Genomic DNA, 23,863 nt, shown 5'->3' with positions numbered 1-23,863 from the left:
TTGCCGGAAGGGTTCCGAACCATGACGGATGGTGTCGCGCCAGAGTATTTGCGTTTCGTCGCGGCCGAGCGCCGCGCCGACCGGCTTCCGGCGGCGCCGAAGCCGATGGCCGAAGGCGAAATCTTCAAACCGGTTTCGCTCGAGGACAAGCAGGCCTCCGAGTTCTTTCGCGTTGCGGTGCGGCGCGCGAGCGGCCTGTTCCGACCGAGCAAACGCACCGAGGTGGTCTGGGTCGAAGGCGAGAACGAGCTCGCAGTGAGCCTGACGGGTCTGCAGGTGCAGATCGCGGACGGGCTGATCCGCGTCACGCTGCCGGTGCGCTGCGACCAGACCGGCGACGCCGTGATCGAGGTGGTGTTCGCCGTGGGATCGGACAAGGAGCCCTCCGGCCTCTACGCCTCCACCTACCGCCGCCCCAACGGCCCGGCACTGATCGTCGATACATGGGGTGAAGCGCTGGTCGCCTTTGCCTGGCAGGGCGTGCTCGGCATGGTGAGCGGCGTCGCCGGTGCGCTGGGCAAGGACGCCCGTGGCAACGTGCTGGTGCCGGTCGAGCTCACCGCGTCGAAGCGCGGCCTGCAGATCGTGCCGATGGCACGGCACCGCTTTGCCGGTGCGAGCGGCCTGAAACTGAGAGTCGCGCCATGAGCTTCGCGAGCGACGACCTCGGCGTGCTCGGCAACCTGGCCAAGGCGCTGGGCGTCTTCACGCCGGAGGGCGAGCCGAACCCGGGCTGGTTCGGCAACCCTGAAGCCTCGCTCAAGACCATGCTGGCCAACCAGGCCCAGCGCGAGGCGCTGATCGCCTTCGTCGACGACGCGATGGGCGGCGCCGACCGCACGACCGACCCGCGCGGCGTGGTGTGGCTGCCGATCGTGCACCTCGACGACCCGGATCTCACGATCGCCGTCACGGTCGACGAGTCGCAGCCCGACGGGCTGCACATCGGCATCGGCATCGCGGTGCACACCACCAACCCGGCCTCGACCAGCTCGCTCGCCGTGCCGCTGTTCCGCACGAAGAAGGGCAACGGCCCGAACGTGACGCCGGCCCAGGCGCTGCTGCTGGGCTCGGCCGGCGGGCGCATCCGGCTTGCCACCTCGATCACGGTCGACGCTGCAGCGCCGGTGCCGGGCCAGGCGCGGCTGGGCGCGATCGGCATCGACATCGACCTGCCCACCGCCCCGAACGACCCGGTCGCCCCGGTGTTCGGGCTCAGCCTCACCGGTTTCCAGTTGCCCGGCGCCACCGGCCCGCGCGACCTCCGCGTCGCGGCCGACGGGCTCGACGAACTCGACGACGCGCTGCTCGACCTGGTGCTCGCACTGGTCAAGGCGCAGGCCGACAGCGCCGCGGCCGGCTCTGTCATTGCCGCCGTGGGCGGCCTGCTCGGCCTGAAGAGCGGCGACGCGATTCCCGACTTTCCGATCACAGCCCTGCCGACCCAGGGCGTGCAGGCCATCGCCGCCTGGCTGCACGGCCTCATCACCACGCCGGCCAGCCGCAGCGTCTGGATGGGCTACCTCGCCACGCTGCTGGGCGGCGAGCCGCAGGACGACGCTGTGGCGTTCCAGCTCGGCGGCGCGCCGGGCCCGACGATCAACCTGACGCTGGGCCTGCGCGTCGACACCGGCCCGAGCGGCAACACCCGGCTGACCCCATCGCTCGGCATCGACCTGGGCGACGCCACGAAACGCGTGGAGGCGCGGGCCGACCTGTTCGAGGTCGACCTCGTCACCGGTGCGGCGAAGGCCCTGCCGCAGTTCGGCTTGTGGGCCGCGGCCGGCCGACCCGTCAACGGACAGCGCGTGCTCGACGTCGCCGGCCCGCCGGTCGCGCGGGCCGACACACTGCGCATCGGCTTCGCGCTCGACGGCGATCGGCATCTGAACTTCGTGCTGGCCGCCGACGGCGTGGTGCTCGGTGCCCACACCTACCCCACGCTGGATCTGACCTCGCCCGATGCGGTGATGGATGCGGTGGGCAACACCGTCGGCGATGTCGCCACCCAGTTGCTCGGCAATCTCGGCGGCGCGCTGCCCGCGGTGCGCCTGCTGATCGGGCTGGACGCGCCCGCGGGCGTCGCAGCGGTGACGCTGCCGGCCCTCATGGCCGACCCGCTGGCGGCCATCGCCGGCTACTGGCGAGCGCTGGTCGCGGCCGCCGGCAATGCGGCTGCCACCGTGCTGGCCGAACTGCGCAACGCGCTGGCCGATGCGGGCTCCGCAGCCTCGGCCATCCTGGGCACCGGCATCGCGCTCGACCCGTGGCGCGTGCCGCTGGTCGGCCCGCTGGCACTCGAGTTCCATGCCGACGGGCCGGTGCTCACCATCGGGCTGGCCGTGGTCACCAGCGTCGACACGCTGGGCCAGCGCTGCACGGTGATCGAGACGCGCATCGCCGCCACGCTCGCCGAAATCGACCTGCAGGCCCGCAGCGCCAGCCTGCTTCCCGGCGTCGAAGGCGTGCTCTCGGCACGCGAGCGCGGCATCAACCCGCCGCGCGTCACGCTCGCGCTCGGCAGTGGCACGGCGCTGACGGCACGCGGCGTCGGCCTGCGGCTGGGCTGGACACCGGCCGGTGGCCTCGCGGCCAGCGTGAGCGCACCCGACCTGCACCTGGCCACTGGCGATCTGAGCGTGCCGATCGCGCTGCCGGCGATCGCCGCCGATGGCAGCGTCACGCTGGCGCCTGCGGCCTGGGACGGCGTCGAGGCTCTGGTCGGCTATCTGGGCGAATTGCTCGGTGGCTTCTTCGGCGACACCGTCGCGGCACTGGGCTGGACGACCGAGCTGCCCTCGACCGCCGGCATCGCCGACAGCGGCGCGCGCCTGCGCCTGGCCGATCTGGTCGGCGACCCGGCGCAGGCGCTGCGCGGCTGGCTGCCGCGCCTCGCACTGAGCGATGCGGGGCCTGAAGCCCTTGCGCTGCTGGCCGACCTTTTCGCGGGCGCAGGCCCGAACCGCGGCTTCATCGAAGGCAGCGGGCATCCCGACGACCCGTACCGCCTGGCGCTCGCCGACGGGCTGCCGAACCTGGCCGTATGGTTCCCGCCCGCAGGGCTCGAACCGCGCCTGACGCGTGCGCCCGAGCCGCTGCGCAATTGGCGCCCGGGCGACCCGGGGCTTTCGCCCGCCGCGCTCGCGGCCGCCCTGGCGGACGAGGCGCGCGTCGCCGCCGACGTGCGCGAACTGGTGGAAGCGCGCGACGTTGCCGCCGGCCTTGCCGCGCTGGCGCAGCGCTGGGTGGGGGGTGACGGCCGCATCGTGGCGCCCGCCACGCCGCCCACCGGCGTGACGATCGATCTGACGGGCTTCGCGGCCGGCCAGCTGTTCGGGCAGCTCGACCTGGAAGACCTGACCGGGCGCATCCCGACCACCACGGTCTACGTCGCGCTCGGCAGTACGGCCTGGCCCGATGCACCGGCTGGCCGCCGCATCGACCTCGGCACGCCGCGCCTGGACGCCGCGATGTTTGCCGCGCCCGCCGCCGCGGTTGGCGACTGGTTCGTCGCGCTCGGCAGCCGCGCCGATTGCCTGGCCACCGGCAGCACCACCGACGGCACGCCGGAACAGGCCGCCCGCCTGGCGCGCGTGCTCGATGCGCTGGCCGGCGTCAGCAACGACATCGCGCTGGTCGCGCTCGATGGCGCGGGGCATGCCGCGCGCCTGGCGGCGCAGGCGCAGGCGGCGGTCACCGATCTGGTCACGCTGGGCACGCCGCTCGCGCCGATTGCGCTGACCGCGATCACCACCCAGCCGACCGCCGACGCGCTGCGGCTGCTGCACCGTCTGCTACCGCCCGCGCCGACGGCCGACGACGAGCCCGACGACGAAGACCTCGCGCTCGGCCGCGGCCTGGTCGGCGCGATGATGGAACTGGTCGATCGGGCCGACCCTGCGGCCGAGCTCCGGCCACCCGCCGTCGCCCCGGTGCCACCGCGCGCCGGCCTGGCCGTGACCGCGGTGTTCGGCGCCGTGCCGGCAAGCCGGATCGCGCGAGCCCTCACAGCCATCGTCGCGGCCGGCCTGGCGCAGCGCGCACGCACCCGCGCGGCAACCCCGTTGCCGGAACCCACCGGCGTGCAGGCCGGGCTGCGGCTGGTGCTCGCGCCCACCACCAGCGGCGCCCTGTCGTTCAGCGGCAGCGCGCTGCTCACGCTGTTCTCGTTCGACAAGACCACCGCCGGCATCGACACCACCCGCCAGCTGCGCGTGCAACTGCGCGTTGGCGACCGGCTCGGCTGGCTCAGCGCCACGCCCGAGCTCGAACTGCGCTGCGTGACGGCCGACATCGCGCTGCCGCTCGACGGCAGCAGCACGGGCACGGCCACCGTCACGCTGCACGACGCACGCGTGTTCGGCCAGTCGTGGGAGCGGCTGGTGCTCGGCACCGGGCCGGGTGCCGTGCCGCTGCTGCCCGAAGCGCGCGTGCTGCTGGCCACCGCGGTGCAGCGCATCGGTGCCGACGCGGCTGGCATCGCATCGCTGGCGCTCGATTCGCTGCTGTCCGCACTTGGCCTCACGAGCCCCACGGGTGGCCTCGCAGGCGACGCACTCGACCAGTTGCTGCACGACCCGGGCGGCCTGTTGCGGCAGCGCATGGCTGTGGCGGGTGCCGAGTTGTCCGAAGCAGTCGCGGTGCTGCTCGGGCCGCTCGGCAGCAGCGTCGATCTGGTCGCGCGCTCGGTGCGTGTGCAGGGCGGTGGCAACGCCAGTGGCCGCTTCGGCTGGCATGCCGACGTCACCGCGTCGCCCGCCGGGCTGGGTGGTGAATTGCGCTTTGGCGCCGACACGCCGACCCAGCCTGCCGGCGCACTCAACCTCGTGCTCGCGCTGCAGCCGCTGCAGGTGTCGCTGCAGTGGCACCAGTCCGGTGGCGCGACCGACATCGTGGCGCTCTGGCCGAACCCCGACGCGCAGGCGATCGCCCGCGCGGTGGCGCGCAGCGCGCCCAGTCTCGGCGGCCACGCCGCGCTCGAACTGATGCGCCAGGCCGACGAAGCGGCGCGTCCGGTGATCGACGCCGCGCTCGATGCCTTCGGCCTGCTGGCGGGCGCGGCGGGCGATGCGCAGCGCGCGATCCGCCCCCTGGCCGGGCTGTTGGCCGATCCCGCGGGCTGGTTGCGCAGTGCCGGTTCGCTCGGCGCCAACCCGGCGCGCATCCAGGCGCTGTTCGATGCGTTGCGGCCGCTGCTGGGCGTGGCCGGCGCGGCGGGCTCGCCGCTGGTGCTGGGCAGCGGCATCACGTTCAGCGTTGCGCCGGCTGCAGCCGGCGCGCGGCTCGCGCTCGATGTCGATCCCGGCGCCTGGGCGCCACCGGCCGGCGTAGCTGCGCGGCTGGCAGCCGGGCTCGGCGCCAGTCTCACGCTCGGCAGCGCCGGCCCGCCAACCCTGGGCCTGCAACTGCATGTGGGCCTCACCGGCGCCGCTTCGGGCCGGCAAGCCGTGCATGCACGCCTGGGCACGGGCGGCATCGAAGTCTTCGTGCGGCCTGCCTCCGGCGCGGACATTCCGCTGGTGCCCTTCGCAGGCCTCGGCTCGCTGGCGGCGGCGGCCGAGGCGGCGCTGCCCTTCCTGCTCGATCAGCTCGCCGGCATCAATGGCACGGTCGGGCAGCTCGTCGGCACGGTCGGCGACGCACTGGCGTTGCGCAGCGGCGCGCCGAAGAAGTTCGACGCGGTGGCATTGCACGACTGGGCGCTCGACCCGACCGGCCAGCTCGTCCTCGCGCTGCCGTCGATCGCCTCGACCGGCCTCACGACGATCGCGCCCCTGCTCGACAGCTTCATGCCTGCGGACGTCGCAGCCACCGCGAACGCCAACACGCTGACCGTCGCCATCGGCGGCTTCGCGCTGGCGTGGAGCCCTGCGAGCGGCGCAGTGGCGTTGAGCGGCAACGACATCGTGGTGCCGGGCATCGAGCACATCAGCTTCACGCTCGCGCTGGCGGCGACCGGCATCGAGGAACTCAGCGTCACCGCAGGCCCGGCGCAGATCGATGCCGGCGGCGTCGAATTGCGGCCCTTTGTCACCGTCGCGGCCGGCAACGGCCTGGTGGGCGGCTCGCGCGTGGCGATCGGCATGGCGGTCGACGACACGCATCGCTTCGCGATCCGCTGGCTGCTCGACGCGCACCAGTTCGCGCTGGTCGCGAGCGATGGCCCGGTCGTCAGCGGCCTCGACAGCGTCGACCCGGTCAAGGTGGCGCTGCGCATCGTCGAAGTGGTGGCCGACCTGGTGGCCGGCGTGGCCATGGCGCAGCCGGCCGTGACGCAATTGCTCGACACCGCCGTGGGCGCCACCAACGTCCGCAACATGATGCGCGGCGTGGTGCTGCGCGACCAGGCGAATCCGACGCAGCTGGTCAACGGCATGTTCGACCCGACCACCCTGCTGACGCGCATCCACAGGCTGTTCGGCAACATCGCCGGCGCCGGCATCGCGATCACCGTCGACGGCTTCACGGTGTCGTTCACCAAGTCCGGGGGCACGATCGGCCTGCAGGCCGGCCTGGCGAAGCGCTTCCCGCTGGTCAGCGGCAACGTGATGCTGTGGCTGGAGAACGATGACGCGTGGATCGAAAACAACCCGCCCGGCAACGGCGGCCTGTTCGTCGGCTTCCTGCCCGACACGCTGCCGCTGCGCTTCACGCCGAGCCTCACGGTCAATGGCGTCGGCCTGCGCATCGGCAAGAACTCGGGCCCGCTGCTCGACGCCGGCATCACGCTCGAATCGATTGCGCTGCACGCGTTCGCAAAGATCGACGGCGGCGGTGCGCGCAGCGGCGGTGTGCAGTTGCAGTTCTCCAACCTGGCGGTGTCGGCCGGCGGCGCCAAGGGTGACAACGGCATCGCGCAGGGCATCATGCGCGACACCGGCCCGAAGCCACCGCAACCGGCCTTCTCGCCTGCGCTCGCAATCCAGAAGCACGACAACCAGCCGGTGCATGTGACGCTGCGTGCGGGCGACGGCGACGGGCCCTGGTGGATCGCGATCCAGAAGGGTTTCGGCCCGCTCTACCTCGAGCAGATCGGCTTCGGCGCGACCATGCCGGCCGGCCGCGTCGAGCGCGTCTCGCTGCTGATGGACGGCTCGGTGTCGATGTTCGGCCTGACCTGCGCAGTCGACGACCTGCAGATCACCTACCTCACCACCAACGGCGACTTCTTCAACCCGAACAACTGGGCGGTCGACCTGGCGGGCCTGGCGGTGTCGGCCAACATGGCCGGCGTGTCGATCGCAGGCGGCCTGCTCAAGCAGCAGACGCCGGTCGGCATCGAGTACCTCGGCATGCTGCTGGGCCGCTTCGGCGTCTACGGCATCACGATCTATGGCGGTTACGGCGAAGGCACAGTCGCGGGCCAGAAGTTCACCGCCTTCTTCGCGGTCGGCGCGGTCAACGGGCCGATCGGCGGGCCGCCCGCGTTCTTCCTCACGGGCATTGGCGGCGGCTTCGGCATCAACCGCAAGCTGGTGGTGCCGACCGACCTCTCGCGCTTTGGCGACTACCCGCTGATCCAGGCGCTCGACATCGCCGCGCAGCCGCAGGATCCGATGACGCAGTTGCGCAAGCTGGGCGACTACTTCCCGATGGAGAAGGGCACCTTCTGGTTCGCCGCGGGCCTGTCGTTCAACAGCTTCGCGCTGGTCGACGGCATCGCGGTGGTGGCGGTGGAGATCGGCGACGGGCTCGACATCAACCTGCTGGGCCTGGCGCGCATGGCGCTGCCGCGGCCGCAGGTGGCGCTGGTGTCGATCGAGCTGGCGCTGATGGTGCGCTTCTCGAGCAGCGAAGGCGTGTTGTGGGTGCAGGGCCAGCTCACCGACAACTCGTGGCTGCTGTACCCGGACATCAAGCTCACCGGCGGCTTTGCCTACGTGATCTGGTTCAAGGGCGAGCACAAGGGCGAATTCGTGCTGACGCTCGGCGGCTACCACCCGGACTTCCACCGTGACGGCTACCCGCAGGTGCCGCGGCTCGGCATGCGCTGGAGCGTCAGCGACAACATCGTCATCAAGTCGGGCAGCTACTTCGCGCTCACCTCCGAGGCGTTGATGGCCGGCGGCGATTTCGAAGCCTCGGCCAGCTTCGGCCCGGCCTGGGCCGAGGTGAAGTTCGGCGCCAACGGCATCGTCTACTTCGACCCGTTCCACTACGACGTCGACGCCTATGCGCGCATCGCCGCGGGCGTGACGATCGACACGTGGATCTTCGGCGAGGTCACTATCTCGATCAGCATCGGCGCGCGGATCGAGGTGACCGGCCCCGACTTCCACGGCAAGGCCACGTTCGAAGTCGGGCCGATCGAGCTCACCGTCGAGTTCGGCGGCTCCGACCAGGCCCAGAAGCAGCCGCTGTCGGCCCCGGCCTTCATCGACAAGTACCTCGAAGCCGGCGACGGCGGTGCGCTGGCCCATGCGCTCATGACCTCGTTCGGGGCACTGCCGGCCAAGGGCGAGGATTCGACACCCGACGGCTCGGCCGCCCGGCCGTTCGTGGTGGTGGTCGAGTTCGGCATGACCTTCACCACCACCGTGCCGGCCACCAGCGTCACGCGGGTGCAGGCCGCGGCCGGCGCGACCACGCCGCATGCGGCCAGCCGCGCGCTCGGCGTGGCGCCGATGGATGCGCAGAACCTGCAGCCGGTCATCCAGCTCACCTGGAAGCGCGCGGGTGCCACGCAGCCGTTCCCGTTCGTGGCCACGGCGCGGCCGTTCGGCAGCTTCCCGGTCGGCATCTGGGGTCCGCCGCAGGACGCGGACAACCGCAAGGTGCCGAAGGCCGAGATGATCGAGGCGCTCAACGAGCTCGACCTGGTCTCGCGCGCCACGCCGTCGGGCGGCGGGCCGGAAATCCCGTACTACCAGGTGGTCGCGGGCAAGCGCAAGCCGCTGCCCTTCTCGCGCCGCAGCGTCGACGTGAACCTGCTCAAGAGCCAGGCGCAGGCGGTGGCCGGCCTGATCACCGCGCCGGCCACGGTGGCGGCCGCGTTCCAGCAGGCCAGAACCTTTCTTGCGGCCACGCCCACGGCGATGGCGTCGTTGCGCGGCGAGCGCCAGGCGCCGCCGCTGCTGGGCACGCTGGCCGAAGGGCTGCAGAGCGATCCGGCAACGGTGGCACCGGCCGTCGGCGCCACGCCCGCCGCCAAGGTCTACGACCACTTCGTGGATGCGCCGGTGGCGGTCGGCTTCATGTCGGGCGCGACGGTGGATCTGCGCGTCGCGTCGGCCGCGCGCACCACGGTCAAGGGCTCGGCCAAGGCATGGCGCGTGGCGCCGCCGAGCTTCGCCTCGGTCGAAGCCGAACGCAGCCGTTCGATCGCGGCACGGCTGGTGCTCGCCGAGCCGCAGGCGGTGCGCACCGACAAGGTCAAGACGGTGATCGGCGCAGTCGGCGTGCCGGTCACGGCGATCGGGCATGCGGCGCCTGCCGTGGTGGCGCGCAGCGGCGCATCCACCGCGCTGCTCGGCGACTTCACGGCGGCACTGGCAGCCGGCCCGCGCAGCGCGCGTGCGGCCACCGGCCAGCCCGGCGCCAGCCTGCTGCCGGGCCAGACGGTGGTGCTGAAGCTGCCAAATGCAAAGGCAGATGCCGCGCTGGGCGGCGCACGTCCAAGCCTGGGCGTGAGCGGTGCACCGGCGCGCGTGGTGTTGCTGGGCCTCGGCGGCAAGCTGCTGGCCGACGCCATGGTCGGTCCTGACGTCACCGGCAAGCAAGGCAGCATCGAGATCCCCGCCGGCACCGAGCGCATCGTGGCCATCGGCCAGAGCACACAGGCGGGCGCCGCGATCGACGCCGGGCTGGCCGGCTGGCATGCCGGCATGCAACTGCCCTACGCCGGCTGGTCGAGCGCGGTGGCGCCGGGCTGCGTGGTGCGCTCGAACGGCGACACGTTGGCGCTGCACCGCGAACGGCTCGATGCGGGCTGGGTCGGCGGTGCCGAACTCGCGCGCGGCGTGAGCACCGTCAGCACCACCTTCACGCAGGCGCCCCGCAGCGTGGTCATCGTGCTCGATGACCCGGCAGCGTTCGGCGATGCGGCCGGCGCGCGCCAGTTGCTGATGGGCCTGGACGGCGCCGAGCGCCGGCAGGACGCAGCAGGCGAAGCGCTGGCACCGGTGCTGCTCGCCATGGAAAACCGCAGCGTGCTGGCCTACGACATCGTGCCTGACGGAAGCGGCCCGGTGGTGGTCACGATCGCCAGCGAAGCGGGCTGGTCGCTGGTCGGCGTGATGGGCTCGTCGCAGCTCGACGCGACCGGCGCCATTGCGGCGATCTCGGCGCGCGGGCTCGACGCAGCGCTGCGTCCCTTTGCCGCTGCGCCGGCCAAGGACGCGCCGGCCAGCCGCCTCGCATGGCTCGGCCCGGTGCGCTCGTCCACCGAGCGGCACCAGGCACGCGCACTCGCCAGCGGCCGGCCACTCGCCGCCGTCGGCACCAACCCGCCAAGCAGGCGCAAGAAGGGAGGGCACCGCTGATGCCCAAGACCGGACATTTCGTGCTGCATTCGAACGTCATGCCGCCGCTGACGGCAGGCGCCTATGAACTGGTCAGCGAGCAGACCGGCCTGCCCTTCGCCGTGGCGCCGGAGCACACGCACGTGACGGTGGCCGCACCGCGCTACGTGATGCCGACCGACCAGATCCTGTCGACCTTTCCGCCGGCCAATGCCGAAGGCGCGTTCGGCGACCGCCTGCCGCAGATCGTGCTCAAGCGCCGCACCCTGCCCTGGGAGCGCAACCCCGCGGGGCAGGTGCAGCCCTCGCCCACGCCCTGGCTCGCGCTCGTGGTGGTGGCCGAAGGCGAGGCGCAGCTGTCCACGGCAACCGCGGTGGCGCAATGCGTCACGGCCGGCACCACGCTGCTGGACGCACAGGACAAGGACGTCGAGCAGGGCCTCTATCTCGCGGTGACCGAAACAGTGGTGAAGAAGATCTTTCCGTGCCTTGAAGACCTGGCGCTGCTGACGCATGTGCGCGAGGTCGACGTCAACGACACCGAACTGGCCAACGGCGACGACGACGGCTGGCTCGCCGTGGTGCTGGCCAACCGGCTGCCGGTGTTCGACGCCGCGAAGAACGCGCCGGTGCGCTACATGGCCTGTCTGGTGAACCTCGAAGGCCAGCTCGCCGCACTGCCGCCGCCGGAGCCGTTCGTGAACCATTTCGAATACGCGCTGGCGCAGGACTGGTCGGTGCTGGCCGAAATCGACGCCGGCATCGGGCCCGATCCGCGCGTGATGGGCGGCGTCGGCCTCGGCAACGTGGTGCTGCCGGGCGCCAGCGTGCTGGGCGACGCGGCGCCGGGTCGGGCGCGTGCGCCGCGCGCACTGCAGCAGACCGCACATGCGTCGCCCAAGGTCGGCGTCGCGCTCGACGGCGCGCAGACGATGACGCAGGGCACGGTCGGCAAGCAATGGGCGAATGCGAGCGATGCAGTGAAGGCCGTTGCGCTCGACCCCGATGCGAAGAAGCTGGTGCGCGACACGATGGGACGCGGTTTCCGCTTTCCGATCGAGACCTTCGCGATCGAAAAGGTGCTGCGCTTCCCGGTGCTCGCGCACTGGTCGTTCACCACCAACGAAGGCGCCACCTTCGAAACCCTGATGCAGGATCTGGACGTCGGCCTGCTCGGCACGGTGCCCGAACCCGCGCCGGCCAATGCCGCACCCGCCGCCGGGCCCGGGCCGGAAGTGGTGCAGACCGGGCACATTGGCCTCGGCCACCGCACGCGGCGCGGCGACCCGGTGCGCGCCTGGTACCGCGGGCCCTGCGTGCCCTTCCCCACCACGCGCGACGCGCCGGCCGCAAGCGGCCTGCCGCCGCTTGCGCATTCGGCCGATCAGCTGCGCCGCATCGTGCCCGATGGCCGCGAGGATCTCGCGCTCGCTGCCGCCTTCGAGATCGGCCGGCTGCTCGGCCTGTCGCAACTCTCCGTGGTGTCGGCGCTGATGCGCTTTCGCAGCGAGCAGTTCGGCGCCGGGCGCGTGCGCGAGCTGCTGATGCAGGCACTGCCCTACGCGATGCCGGAGCTGTCGGGCGTGCGCATCGACCTCGGCCGCTTCGTCGCGCTCGAGGCGATCGGCGAGATGGTGAAGAACCCCGACAAGATCATCGGCCCGCGCCGGCCGATCGCCGACCCTGGCCGCGAGATCGCGGTGAAGGGCGAACTCGACGTGCTGATCGCCGCCGGGCTCGGCATCGATCTGGAAGTGATCCGCAAGACCGGTGACCAGATCGGGCTGCTCGCGGCCATCGCGCAGACGCGCGCACCGGTAGCCAGCGAAGACAGCGGCATCCGCTTCGACACCAAGGCCGTGGCCGGCCTGCGCAACGCGCTGCGCGGCGAACTCGACCATGCGCTCGGTGTCGCGATGCCGCCGAGGGTGGCCGCGCCGCCGGTGCGGGCCGGCGCGCGCGCCGCGGCGGCCGCGCGGGCGGCGCCACCGCCCGATGCGCTCGATGCATTGATCGCCGGCGCCGAGGCGCAGGCCGACAGCGAAGAGGAGGACGCGCCATGAAGAACTTCATGAGTGCCGCCATCGCGCTCGACGCGGCCAAGGCCGCCTCGATGAACTACGCCGGCATCGTCACCGACCACGACCCGGGCGACGGCGACCACGTGGTGCCGGGCGAACTGCGCCGCTTCCTGGCGCGGCTGCGCCTGCTGCACGGCGTGCCCTTCAGCTACCTGGTGCCCGACGCCGACCTGCTGCCGATCGAGTCGATCCGCTTCTTCTACATCGACCGCGCATGGACCGACGCACTGGTACAGGGCGCGTTGAGCGTCGGCACCATCAGCAGCGCCGACCGCGCCCAGCTGGAGGCCGTGTACCCGCACATCCGCGACGACGTCGACGAGACCGAACGCACGGTTCGCACGCCGCGCGGCGAGAAGCGGCTGGCGGATGCGGGCGGCACCATCACCGGCTTCATCCTGCGCTCGCGCGCGGTCTCGGGCTGGCCCAACCTGCACGTGCGCGCCTATTCGCGCGACCTGCTCAAGGACGACGAGCTCACCACCGTGGCCGAGTCCGACCCCGACCGCATGAAGGTGCTGCGCATGGAGCGCCTGGCGCCCGCGGTGCTGCTGGTGCTGTTCGACGGCGTGCCGGCCGTGGTGCACATCGAGGAGCCGCGCCAGGGCATCCAGTTCGGCGTGCGCTTCGACACCGACGCGCCACCCGCCCAGCGCAGCGCCAAGGTGCAGATGCGCGACAACGCCAACGGCAATCCGGTCCCGCCGGCAGACGACATCACCGCCGCCAACTCGGTCGACGTGCCGTTCCGCCGCAATGCACCGGGCGTGATCAACCTGGCCGAGTTGCGCAAGCGCCTTGCCGCCAGGGCGCCGAATGCCAACGGTGCACTGGAGGCGAACGAGTACGCGCTGCAGATGCTGCGTTTTCCCTACCGGCAAGTGTTCGGCGACCCGAAGGATCTGGAAGGCAAGAAGTTCTACGGGCTCGACCAGTTCAAGGCGACCGTCTCGCTGGTCGACTGGAAGAGCACCGTGGCCGCGAAAGTGAACGGGGTGAACCCATGATCGATCGCGTCAAGCTCGATGCCGGCACCGTGCGCGAACTCACGCGCGGCAAGCGCTTTCTGGCCGCCGACCGCGCGCAGCTCGACGTGCGCGAAATCTCCACCTGGGACAAGTACCTGCTGCGCGAGCACCGCCTGCTGGTGCCGATGGACGTGCAGGCGCTCTACGTCGAGCCGGGCACCACCGAAAAGATGGTGCGGCTGCCGATGCTGCTGGCCGGCGCCAACGGCGTGGGCGTGAGCAACCCCGAAGACGGCATGCCCGACCCGTTCACCGAAGGCACGCCGCGCGCGCCCGGCGTGCACCTGCACTGGGCCATGCCCGATGCGCTTCTGCGCGGCAGCTTCGACCGGCGTGCCGACGGCAGCGCCAACCGGCTCGCGCTGCCGGTGCTGCCGGATCGCTGGGTGGTGCTGCGCATCGTGCTGCCGCGCGGCGGCACCGACGCGGTGCTGACCGGCTGGGTGCTCGAAGCCGACCGCGCGATCGCGGTGCCGCTCGGCAGCTGGACGGAAGGCAGCCACCCGAGCGCCGTGCCGCTCGGCGTGGCGCTCGAGAAGGAACAGCTCACCGGCACCGTGGGCGGCGCAGTGAGCTGGGCGGCGGTGTACGACGCGGTGCAGAACCGCTTTTCCTTTCACGATCCGCTGGACGACATCGCCACGCTGGCGCCCGGCGGAGTCGACGAAGACTGCGCGGCCTACGTCGTCTCCGGCTGGTGGAGCGACCCGGCGCGCGACCCGCTCGACGCGGCGCGCAGCAAGGGCAGCCTGCACGAACTGCTCGACCGCATGCGCTGGCGTTTGCTGGCCGAATGGGGCGACGAGCAGTGGGCGTTGCAGCAGGAGCGCGCGCAGTTCGAGTTGCGCCGCGCATTGGGCCTGACGACCGAGGAGCGCTGGTCGAGCAAGCGCCCGGTGCAGGCCGCCGCCGTCAAGCGCACCGGCGTGGCCGCGGCCGCCGCGGCGGCTGCCGCACCGGCGCAGCCCCATGTGCCGATCGACAAGACCTTCATGGAGCAGCAGACGCTGACGGCCGCCTCCACCTTCGCCAGCGATGCGGCGAAGCGTTTCGTGGCACCGGCCTGGCAGTTGCGCTCTTCCCTGCTGCACGGTGCGATCTACGGCGTGCCGGTGGCCGGCAAGGCGCCGGTGGATCGGCGCCCGGATGCCGCGCAACTGCGCGTCGCGCTCGGCCAGCACGACGACGACCTGCTCGCCGCCCTGGCCGCCGTGCCGCAGGCCACCCCGGAACAGCGCCGCACTTCCGAACGCCTGCTGGCCGCCTTCACCGCGCAGAAGGTGAATCGCCTGGCCTCGGCCGACGGGCTGGTGGAGTTGGAAGAGCACGAGCACGCCGCCGCGTTCTCGTCGGTGCCGGCCGGCTCGGCCGGCAACGACCGCTACCTGCAGCGCGTGCAGACCGGCGGCGCCGGCGGGCTCAAGGTCGGCAAGCACCGCGACGCGGCTGTGGCGTCGGCTGGGTCGAAGCGATCCTTCGACGGCGCGCCGCAGGCCACCCAGGGCGCGAGCGGCACCACGTTGTTCGCGAGCAAGGGCAAGCCCACGCTGGTCAAGGCCACGGCGGCAATGGTGAACGACGTGGCGCGTTCGCGCGTGGGCGAGGTGCTGGCACCGACCGAGGCGCGCGTGGTGAACCGCCCGGCCGCGCGCTTCACCTTCGCCGACGAGCCGATGGTGGCGATCCGCGGCGCCGCGCGCAGCCTGCGCCACGGCAACGACGGCCGCGGCTCGGCCGACGGCAAACTCACCTGCCGCTGGCCGACCCACGTGATCCAGGAGATCAGCGGCGTGATTGCCAGGGACCGTTTCATCCGTTCGCTCGGTAACGGCGCCGTGCCCGGCGAGGTGCTGATGCTGGCGCGCGAGGCGCTGCTGCACGACCCGTACCACGACGACTGGATCGCCGATGCGGTGACGCCGTCGAAAGCCGAGCGCGGCGCGATCTTCAGCCGGCTCAAGGCCGAATCGGTGCTGCGCTTCGGCCACGACGGCACCTACGACGGCGCCACCGTCGCGTTCCATCCCACGCTCGCGAAGACGCCGCAGGCCCGGCGCCGGCAGGCCGCCGCCGCGCAGAAGCCGATCGAGCCCGGCATGCGCCAGCAGCAGACCATGCTCGCCGACGAGGTGCGCAAGTTCTCGCTCTACAAGGGCGTCGACCCCGATCTGGTCGGCGTCACGACCTGGGCCCAGCCGTGGGTGCCGATGTGGCTGGAATGGGAGCTGAAGGTCGAAGGGCTCGACCCGCCGACGCTGGCGGCCTGGCAACTCGGCGCGATCGATCTCGAATCGGCGGGCACCGTGTTCGACGGCGACAGCGCCACGCTGCGTGGCCGCGCACAGCTCACGACCGGCGCGGCCGGCACGCTGCACGACGCCATCACCGACTGGCTCAAGCGCGAGGACGCGCTCGACGAAGCCGGCGCGGGCCTGGTCGACCAGGCCACCGAAGACGCGTTCAGCGCGCTCGACGAAGCGGTGCGCAACCTCGACGTGGTGACGGCAGCGCTCGATGGCGTGCGTACGCAGCTGCTCGGCTTCGCCGTGAGCGACGGGCTGCGTCGGCCCGGCGATGGCAGCACCGTCGGCAACCCGACACCGACCGCGGCGCCGCGCAGCGTGCTGGCCGGCTGTATCCAGTTGACACGTGCGCGCCTGCTCGACGTGTTCGGGCGCACGCTCGACGTGCCTGTGGCGACCGTGGTCACGCCAACCCGCAACATCCTGCCGACCCGGCCCAACGCGATGACCGTCGCGCCGCGGCTGTTGCGGCCGTCGCGCTGGCAGTTCCGGCTGGTGGACGCATCGACCGTGGTGGGCACCGAAGGCGTCGAGGCGCGCATCGACCAGATCGACACCACCCTGCAGGTGAACCCGGTGGCCGGCTTCGTGATGCCCGACCACCTGGACGAAAGCCTCGAGCTGTTCGGCATCGATGGCGCGCCGATCGGCGAGCTGCTGCACGAACCGGTCAGCGGCGGCGTGATGTGGGAGATCGCCGCGGGCCGCGAAGGCCCCGCCGATTCGGGGCCGCTGTACGGCCTGGCGCCGGCGCAGCAGGCGCTCGGGCGCTTCGCCGCGGGGCTGGTCGCCGCCGACGCGGCCGGGCGCGGCGGCGCGCCGCTCGAACCCGATGCCGGCCCCGAGTCGGCCCTGTCGGCGCTGCTGCGCGCGATCGACACCACGCTCTGGACCGTCGACACCTTCGCGGCACTCGGCAGCGAACATGTCGCCGGGCTGGTGGGCCGGCCGGTCGCGGTGGTGCGTGCCCAACTGCGGCTCGAACTCAAGCCGCCTGACGACGTCGACCTGTCCGACCCGCAGCGCGCGCAGGAGTGGGCCGACGCCGAGCGCAGCGCCGCGCGCCATGCGTTCCCGGTGCGCATCGGCGAACTGACGCGCAGCGACGACGGCGTGCTCGGCTTCTTCGTCGACGACGACTACGCGCACTTCCGGCTGGTCGACAAGGCGATTGCCGGCAGCGCCACCGAGAGCGGGCGCAGCCGCGGCCAGCTCGGCCTGTACGCGAGCGTCACCGGCATGCCGCCGAAGACCTCGATCACCCATCCGTACATTGCCGGCAGCGACGATGCCGACACGCTGCTGCTGCACATCGGCCAGACCGTGACGCTGACGATATTCATGCACCCGGCCGGCAAGGCCTCGCTGACCTCGGGCCTGCTGCCGCGCAAGGCGCTCGCGCTGGCGCGCGACTGGGTCGGCCCCGGGCTGGCGGCGATCGCGCCGTCGCTGCGCACCGGGCCCGTGCTGGTGGAAACCGACCTCGACACCAAAGGCCAGGTGCGCCTACCCAAGGTGTCGGTGTTCGGCAAGAACCAGAACTTCCTGTGGCGCGACACGCCGGCGACCTGGCGCACCGACGCGATCCTGGCCGCCACGCAGACCGCGCTACTGCCGGACACGCCGGCCGAGCTGCGCGAGGGCTGGATCCGCGTGGCGCCCGACAAACCCGGAGGGGCCGCACCATGAGCCGCTACGACTGGCCGGTCGCGCCGGCGGGACAACGGGACGAGGGTGAAGGCGATGACCCGGCCGGCCGTGCGCGCTTCAACGCACGTCGACGCAACGGGCTCGACCTCGACACCGCACTGCGCACCAGCCGCGCCACGGCACCGCCGCCGGTGCGCCGCCGCGCGGGCGCCGCCCCCGGGCCCTTCGCGCCCGCCAGTGGCCGCCAGCACCTGTGGCAGCAGCTCGGCCCGGCCACCGTGCTGGGCGGGCAGGCCGAAGGCAATCCGCGCGTGAGTGGGCGCGTCAACGCGCTCTGCGTGCACGAGGCCGGCCTGCGCATCTATGCCGCTTCGGCCAACGGCGGCGTCTGGTACTCGAAGGACGGCGGCGCCAGCTGGGTCTCGGTCGCCGGCCTCGCATCGACCAACACGGCCGGCATCCTGCGGCCGGCGCAGCGCAACGCCTGCGGCGCGCTGCATGTCGAATTCGGCACCGCCGAGGGCGAGGACCTGGTGTTTCTCGGTACCGGCGAAGTCAGCAGCGAGATGACCGCCGAGCCCGGCGACTCCGAAGGCGGCATCGGCATCCTGGTGGGCGACAAGCCCGTGAAATCGGTTGCCGCCGACCCGTGGGTCCGCGAAGCGCCCAACCTCGTCAACAACGGCATCTACAGCATCGTGCGCGAGCCCGGCGGCAGCATCGTGCTTGCCGCCACCCTCACCGGCCTCTACCAGCGGCCTGCGGCACCCGGCGCGAACATCAATTGGGAGCGCCCGGCCTCCGCACCCTTCGATGCGCTGGACACCGCCTGCACCGACCTGCTCTGGACGCCGGCAAACGGCGCCAGCCCGGCGCGTTGCTGGGTGTGGGTGAAAGACGGCGCGAAGGTCGGCCTGTGGGTGCGCGACGTGGTCGCGGACGAATTCAAGCCGGTGGAGGTCGATGCCGCATCGCCCTTTTTCTACACTGACGGCCGGGGCAGTCTGGCCGCCGCCACGCCGCCCACGCAGGTGTGGGTGCTCGGCGACCAGGGCGATGTCGGCACCGCCGCGCTGTTCCGCGTGACCAATCCGGCCGCCGGGACGCCGCCCGTCGCGCATGGCGTGGTCGGCGTGCCCGACGTGCTGCGCGACCAGGGCTTCTACGACATTGCCATCGCCGTCGACCCCGCCAACGCCAACCGCGTGGCGCTGGCCGGCAGCTACCTGGAGGACGTCACCCTCGACGGCGCACAGGTGCAATACAACGCCTCCATCGTGGTCGCCGAAGTCGCGCCAGACCCGGGTAACGGGGGCGTGCTGACCTATGGCCTTGCTGCGACGCCCTACACGATGATCGGCGTGGGTGTGCATCCGGACGTGCATGCGCTGGCGTACAGCAACGGCGGCGCGCGGCTGTGGACGGGCTGCGACGGCGGCGTCTTCCGGTCCGACCGGCCCGCGCGGCCGGCCGGCTTCTACGCCTGCAACCGGGGCCTGTCGATCAGCGAGTCGAACTACGTCGCGGGCCATCCGCGCTGCGAAGGCCACCTCATCGCCGGGCTGCAGGACAACGGCGTGGTGACGCGCGTGTCCAGCGGGGTGTGGAAGATGAAGTTCATGGGCGACGGCGGCGGCGTGATCATGGACGCCGCCAGCCCCGACCACTCGATGTCGCAGTACGTGCAGGGCAACTGGAACGTCGATGCGACCGGCGGCACCGGCCCCCTGGTTCGTGCCGGCACGCTGGTCAAAGCCGAGAGCGAGAAGGCGGCGTTCTACTCCATGCCGGCGTGCATCGCCAACGTGCGCGCCTCGCCGCCGGCCATCACGCCCGGCTTCAGCCAGACGCTGATCGGCACCCGCCGCCTCTGGTACTCCGACGACTTCGGCGTCAGCTGGGTGACGCTGCCGACCGCCACCGACCCCCTGCCCGGCAACACGGCGCAGGACGGCATCGGCCAGCCCATCACCGTCTGCCGCTGGCAAAGCCCCGACGTGGCCTGGGTGCTGTGCAACCAGCGGCTGCGGCGCTACGAGCGCACGGCGGGCTCGCACAACGCCGGCGGCCCCGGAACCTGGACTTCCCGCGATGTCATGCCGGCCGGCTACTCCCCGAGCGGCAAGGTCAAGAAGCGCCCGCCGGCCCCGCCGTCGCTGCTCGACGCCAAGGTGTGGACGGACATCGCGGTCAACCTGGACGCACCGCCCGCTGCCGGCGATCCGCCGGCGCAGCGCGGCACGCTCGGTGCGCTGTACGTCGGCACCATCGGCAATGCCGACATCGCCAATGCAGACACGCTGTGGTGGTTCGACGGCACCGACAAGTGGCACCCGACCGGCCTGCGCACCGATCCGAACGGCGTGCCGGCCCCGGTGCTTTCGATCGCGTGCAATCCGGACTTTTCGTCGGAGGTCTGGGTCGGCACCACGGTGGGCGTCTGGCGCGGCGTGCGCACCGACCACGGCGCCGACGCCCCGACCTGGGCATGGGCCCAGAAGGTCAACGGCCTGCCCGAGGCCGCGGTGGAAGACCTGGCGATCTTCAGCGACAACGGCCTGGTGCTGCTGCGCGCGGCCATCGCGTCGCGCGGCGTGTGGGAGCTGCGGCTCGACGTGGCCGACGTGCAGGATCTCACCTATGTGCGCGCGCATGACGACGACCTGCGCCACCGCCCGCGCGCCGTCGAAAAACAGCGCGACCTGACCACCGACCGATCCTGGCACGGCAGCCCTGACGTGCGGCCGCGGCTGGCACCGGCCGCCGTGGCCGCGCCCGCCACGCTGTCCTGGCGGCGCAGCACCTTCCCCGGGGCCACGGAGCCATTGCGACGCTTCCAGGCGGCACTGCGTTCCAGCACCAAGGATCCGCGCATCTTCGCCAATGGCGTCTGGGACGCGTACTTCAGCGAGGTGCTGCGCGACCACGGCGTGCCCACGGTGACCGTCGCGGCGGTGCCGTCGGTGTCGCCGGAGTTCCGGCTCGTGGAGATCACCAAGGCGTTCTGGAACCTGCACATGAAGCCGCCTCACGCCACCGCCGAGGCCTGGGACACAGTGGTGCCGACCGAGGACGACCTGCTCGAACTGACGCCGGAGCTGCGCGAAGGCGAACTCTCCCATACGTCGTGCACGCTCAAGCGCGGGCCGGCGAAGGTCGACATCGTCGTGCACCACCGCGGGCTCGATGCGCGCGACGGCGGCGACGTGCGCGTGACGCTGCTGAAGTGGATCGATCCGAAAACCAGGAAGCGGGCCAAACCGGACGACCCCGCGACCTGGTTCAGCGGCCCCGTGCCGTGGACCGCCGCGGTGAACGAGGTGCTCAATTCCGCCACCGGCAGCACCGCACAGGCCTTCGGCGCCGGCTGGAGTTTCGTTGGCACCACCAACGCAACGCGCCGCCTGGCCCTGGGCGGCCAGACGCTCGATCCGCTGCACGCGGGTGTCGCGAGCTTCGACCTCAACCTCGGCGGCCTCAAGAACAACACGGTGGTGCTGCTGGTCGCGGTGATCCGCGCCGGCGCAGGCATCGCCAGCGACATCGCACTGGCGCCAGCCACCCTGCAGGAACTGGCCCTCACCCGCCCCGAAGTGGCAGTGCGTTCGGTTTGTGTCACCACCTGAAACCAGGAGTCACCATGCCCACCCTCAAGAAGATCTGCTCACCCTATCCGCCCGCCCTCAGCCGGCGCGCCGAGGCATCCGCGCTGTCGAGCGACCAGGCAGCCACCGACGAGCGTGTCGACAACGTCCGCATCCTGCCGCTCGGCGGGCCCGGCCTGCGCGGCGGCGGCATGATGAGGCCGCGTGCCGCGGTGGAGCGCATGAAGCTGTGGGACAACGGCCGGCACCTGCGGGTGAAGTTTCTCGACGGCCTGGCCGACGTGCAGGGCAAGGTCGAGGCGATCGCCAAGGAGTGGGAGGCCATCGCCAACCTGCACCTGGATTTCGTGACCACCGGCACCTCGGAAATCCGCATCAGCTTTGCCGAGCAGGGCTTCTCGTGGTCCACCGTCGGCACCGACGCGCTCACGGTGCCGGCGCGCCAGGCGACCATGAACTACGGCTGGCTCGAGCCCACCACCTCGCTGCGCGAATACCAGCGCGTGGTGCGCCACGAGTTCGGCCATGCGCTGGGAATGATCCACGAGCATCAGAACCCTGCGGCCCAGGGGCAGATTCCGTGGGACAAGGAAAAGGTCTATGCGCACTACGCGCAGCAGGGCTGGACGCGCGACGACGTCGACTTCAACCTCTTCGCGCTCTACGCCGAAGACAGCACCAACTACACCGCCTTCGACCCGACCTCGATCATGGAGTACGCCATTCCGGACTCGCTGACGATCGGCTCCTACGCAATCGGCTGGAACACCACCTTCTCGCCCACCGACATCGAGTTCATGCGCCGTCAGTACCCCAAGGGGGCGCCGAGCATGGTCGAACTGGTGGTGGGTGCCGCGCGCACCGAGGCGGACTTGTCCACCGGCGGCGAGGTCGACACCTACCACTTCGATGTGGCGACGACGGCCACGCACATCATGACCACCGAGGGGCCAAGCGACACGGTGCTGACACTCCACGGCCCGAACGACCCCGGCGCCGTGTTGGCCTGGGACGACGATCGCGGCAAGGGCCTCAACGCGCGCATCGTGCGCAAGCTGTATGCGGGCTCGTACTGGCTGTCGGTGCGCCACAAGAACCCGCAGGGCACGGGCAGCTACAGCATCGGGGTCAAGAAGAGCGGCTGAGGCGCTTGCGAAGCCCGCGCACCGCACTGTCGACGGTGGTCAGCACCGGCAGCCCCGAGGCCGCCTCGCAGGCGGTTCGCGCACGCGCCATGCTGAACTGCGCCAGCGCAATGCGCGTGCAGCCACGCGCGGCCAGGGCCCGCGCCTGCGCCGCGATCAGCGCGTCGTGCCGCTCCCCATCGCCCGCATTGAGCGCGTCCAGCGCGCCTTCTGCCAGCGCGAGTTCGAGCCCGGTGCCGGCCGGGAATTCCGGCGGCATCGATTCGAGCGTGGCCGCGAAGGTCGCGACCAGCCCGATCTTTCCGCTGCCCTGTGCCGCCTCTTCGATCATGGCCTCGTTGGGCTTGAGCACAGGCACGTCCGCATGGCTGCGCGCCACCGCCTCGATGCAGGGCCCGAACGCCGAGCAGGTGAACAGGATGCCCTGCGCACCCGTGTCGACCGCGTACTGCGCGAGCCGCGCGAAGCGTTCGTGCATCGCGGCATCGAGCCCGCGCCCGTTGCGTGCGAGATCGGCCGACAGGCTGTCGTCCAGCAGGTTCATGCGCACGGCCTGGGGCCAGTCGCGCTCGAAGGCGGCATTGATGGGCGCAACGGAGTGCGCGAGTGCGTGGATCAGGGCGAGGCGGGTCATGCGACGCGTGGCGCTCAGATGCCTTTCGACGAAGGGTTCGCGAACGCGTCCTTCGTCTCGGCGTTGAGCGGGTAGTTGATATTGATGTTCTTCGGCGGAATCGGCGACATGAACCACTGGTTGTAGAGCTTCTCCATCTCGCCGGACTTCATCATGCCACCCACGACGCGGTCGACCAGCGCCTTGAAGGCGGGGTCGTCCTTGCGGAACATGAGCGACTGGTTTTCGGTGCGCAGGCTCTCGCCGGTGATGATGAAATCCTTCGGGCTGCGCGCATTGGCGATCTGGCCTGCCAGCAGGATGTCGTCCAGCACGAAGGCCTGGGCCCGCCCGCTTTCGACCAGCAGGAACGAATCGGTGTGGTCCTTGCCCGCCAGGTTGTTGACCTCGAGGTTGCGGCCCTTGTCGGCTTCGCGCAGCAGGCGGAAAGAGGTGGTGCCGGTGGTGGTCGCCACCGTCTTGCCCTGCAGGTCGGCAATGCTCCTGATGCCCGAATCGGCTTTCACCAGCATGCGCACGTTGTAGCGGAAGATGTCCGGCGAGAACGCGACCTGCTTCTGCCGCTCGACCAGGTTGGTGGTGGAGCCGCACTCGATGTCCACCGTGCCGTTGGTCACCAGCGGAATGCGGTTGGCCGAGGTCACGGCCTGGTAGCGGATCTCGATCGCGGGCATCTTGAGCTCGCTCTTCATGGCCTCGACGATGCGGTTGCAGATCTCGATGCTGTAGCCCACCGGCTTCAGGTTGCCGTCGAGGTACGAGAACCCGAACGACGACTCGCGGTAGCCGAAGGTGATGCTGCCGCTGGCCTTGACCTTGGCCAGCGTGCTGGTGTCCTGCGCCTGCGCGGCGGCCAGCGGCAAGAGGGCCAGGGCGGACAGCAGGGCCGCGCTCCGGGTGAAAGTCGACAGGCAGGGCAAAGCCATGGGAATGCTCCTCGGGGGTTGATGAAAACGA

At 71.5% G+C, this 23,863-nt stretch carries 9 protein-coding genes; 7 read left to right on the top strand and 2 right to left on the bottom strand.

Features of this window, described 5'->3' with window-relative positions; genetic code table 11:
- Positions 1-21 precede the first annotated feature (21 nt).
- From QTI05_RS27080 to QTI05_RS27050, 7 genes are read left to right on the top strand one after another with little or no spacing between them, the layout of a single operon-like run.
- Positions 22-648: a hypothetical protein gene (locus tag QTI05_RS27080; RefSeq protein ID WP_286624862.1), complete on the top strand. Its 627-nt coding sequence runs from the start codon at positions 22-24 to the stop codon at positions 646-648.
- Complete coding sequence (locus tag QTI05_RS27075; protein WP_286624863.1) at positions 645-10,481, top strand: DUF6603 domain-containing protein; 9,837 nt, start codon at positions 645-647, stop codon at positions 10,479-10,481. Before QTI05_RS27080 ends, QTI05_RS27075 begins: the two co-directional genes overlap by 4 nt.
- Complete coding sequence (locus tag QTI05_RS27070) at positions 10,481-12,523, top strand: hypothetical protein (protein WP_286624864.1); 2,043 nt, start codon at positions 10,481-10,483, stop codon at positions 12,521-12,523. The genes QTI05_RS27075 and QTI05_RS27070 overlap by 1 nt, the downstream gene beginning before the upstream one ends.
- Positions 12,520-13,548 carry a hypothetical protein gene (locus QTI05_RS27065; protein ID WP_286624865.1) on the top strand — a complete coding sequence of 343 codons (1,029 nt, stop codon included), beginning with the start codon at positions 12,520-12,522 and terminating at the stop codon, positions 13,546-13,548. The genes QTI05_RS27070 and QTI05_RS27065 overlap by 4 nt, the downstream gene beginning before the upstream one ends.
- Complete coding sequence (locus tag QTI05_RS27060) at positions 13,545-17,561, top strand: hypothetical protein (protein ID WP_286624866.1); 4,017 nt, start codon at positions 13,545-13,547, stop codon at positions 17,559-17,561. Before QTI05_RS27065 ends, QTI05_RS27060 begins: the two co-directional genes overlap by 4 nt.
- Positions 17,558-21,148 (top strand): hypothetical protein, encoded by a 3,591-nt coding sequence (locus QTI05_RS27055; RefSeq protein WP_286624867.1) that lies wholly within the window; start codon positions 17,558-17,560, stop codon positions 21,146-21,148. Before QTI05_RS27060 ends, QTI05_RS27055 begins: the two co-directional genes overlap by 4 nt.
- 14 nt (positions 21,149-21,162) lie before the next feature.
- Positions 21,163-22,272, top strand: a complete 1,110-nt coding sequence (locus QTI05_RS27050; protein WP_286624868.1) for a M12 family metallopeptidase — start codon at positions 21,163-21,165, stop codon at positions 22,270-22,272.
- Here QTI05_RS27050 and QTI05_RS27045 read toward each other — a convergent pair.
- On the bottom strand, positions 22,256-22,906 hold the full coding sequence (locus QTI05_RS27045; protein ID WP_286624869.1) for an aspartate/glutamate racemase family protein: 651 nt from the start codon (positions 22,904-22,906) through the stop codon (positions 22,256-22,258). The two genes, QTI05_RS27050 and QTI05_RS27045, sit on opposite strands and share 17 nt — an antisense overlap.
- Positions 22,907-22,920: 14 nt before the next feature.
- Positions 22,921-23,832: an amino acid ABC transporter substrate-binding protein gene (locus QTI05_RS27040; protein WP_286624870.1), complete on the bottom strand. Its 912-nt coding sequence runs from the start codon at positions 23,830-23,832 to the stop codon at positions 22,921-22,923.
- Positions 23,833-23,863 lie beyond the last annotated feature (31 nt).

It is taken from the genome of Variovorax fucosicus (genome assembly GCF_030316825.1).
GTDB lineage: Bacteria > Pseudomonadota > Gammaproteobacteria > Burkholderiales > Burkholderiaceae_C > Variovorax > Variovorax fucosicus.
The sequence above is the reverse complement of the archived record's forward strand: the minus strand, read 5'-3'. Positions and strand labels throughout refer to the sequence as shown.

Excerpts from the sequence above, each read along its gene's own strand:
- QTI05_RS27040 (WP_286624870.1), bottom strand. The coding sequence starts at position 23,832 with ATGGCTTTGCCCTGCCTGTCGACTTTCACCCGGAGCGCGGCCCTGCTG.
- QTI05_RS27075 (WP_286624863.1), top strand. The coding sequence starts at position 645 with ATGAGCTTCGCGAGCGACGACCTCGGCGTGCTCGGCAACCTGGCCAAG.
- QTI05_RS27050 (WP_286624868.1), top strand. The coding sequence starts at position 21,163 with ATGCCCACCCTCAAGAAGATCTGCTCACCCTATCCGCCCGCCCTCAGC.
- QTI05_RS27065 (WP_286624865.1), top strand. The coding sequence starts at position 12,520 with ATGAAGAACTTCATGAGTGCCGCCATCGCGCTCGACGCGGCCAAGGCC.
- QTI05_RS27055 (WP_286624867.1), top strand. The coding sequence starts at position 17,558 with ATGAGCCGCTACGACTGGCCGGTCGCGCCGGCGGGACAACGGGACGAG.
- QTI05_RS27070 (WP_286624864.1), top strand. The coding sequence starts at position 10,481 with ATGCCCAAGACCGGACATTTCGTGCTGCATTCGAACGTCATGCCGCCG.
- QTI05_RS27060 (WP_286624866.1), top strand. The coding sequence starts at position 13,545 with ATGATCGATCGCGTCAAGCTCGATGCCGGCACCGTGCGCGAACTCACG.
- QTI05_RS27080 (WP_286624862.1), top strand. The coding sequence starts at position 22 with ATGACGGATGGTGTCGCGCCAGAGTATTTGCGTTTCGTCGCGGCCGAG.
- QTI05_RS27045 (WP_286624869.1), bottom strand. The coding sequence starts at position 22,906 with ATGACCCGCCTCGCCCTGATCCACGCACTCGCGCACTCCGTTGCGCCC.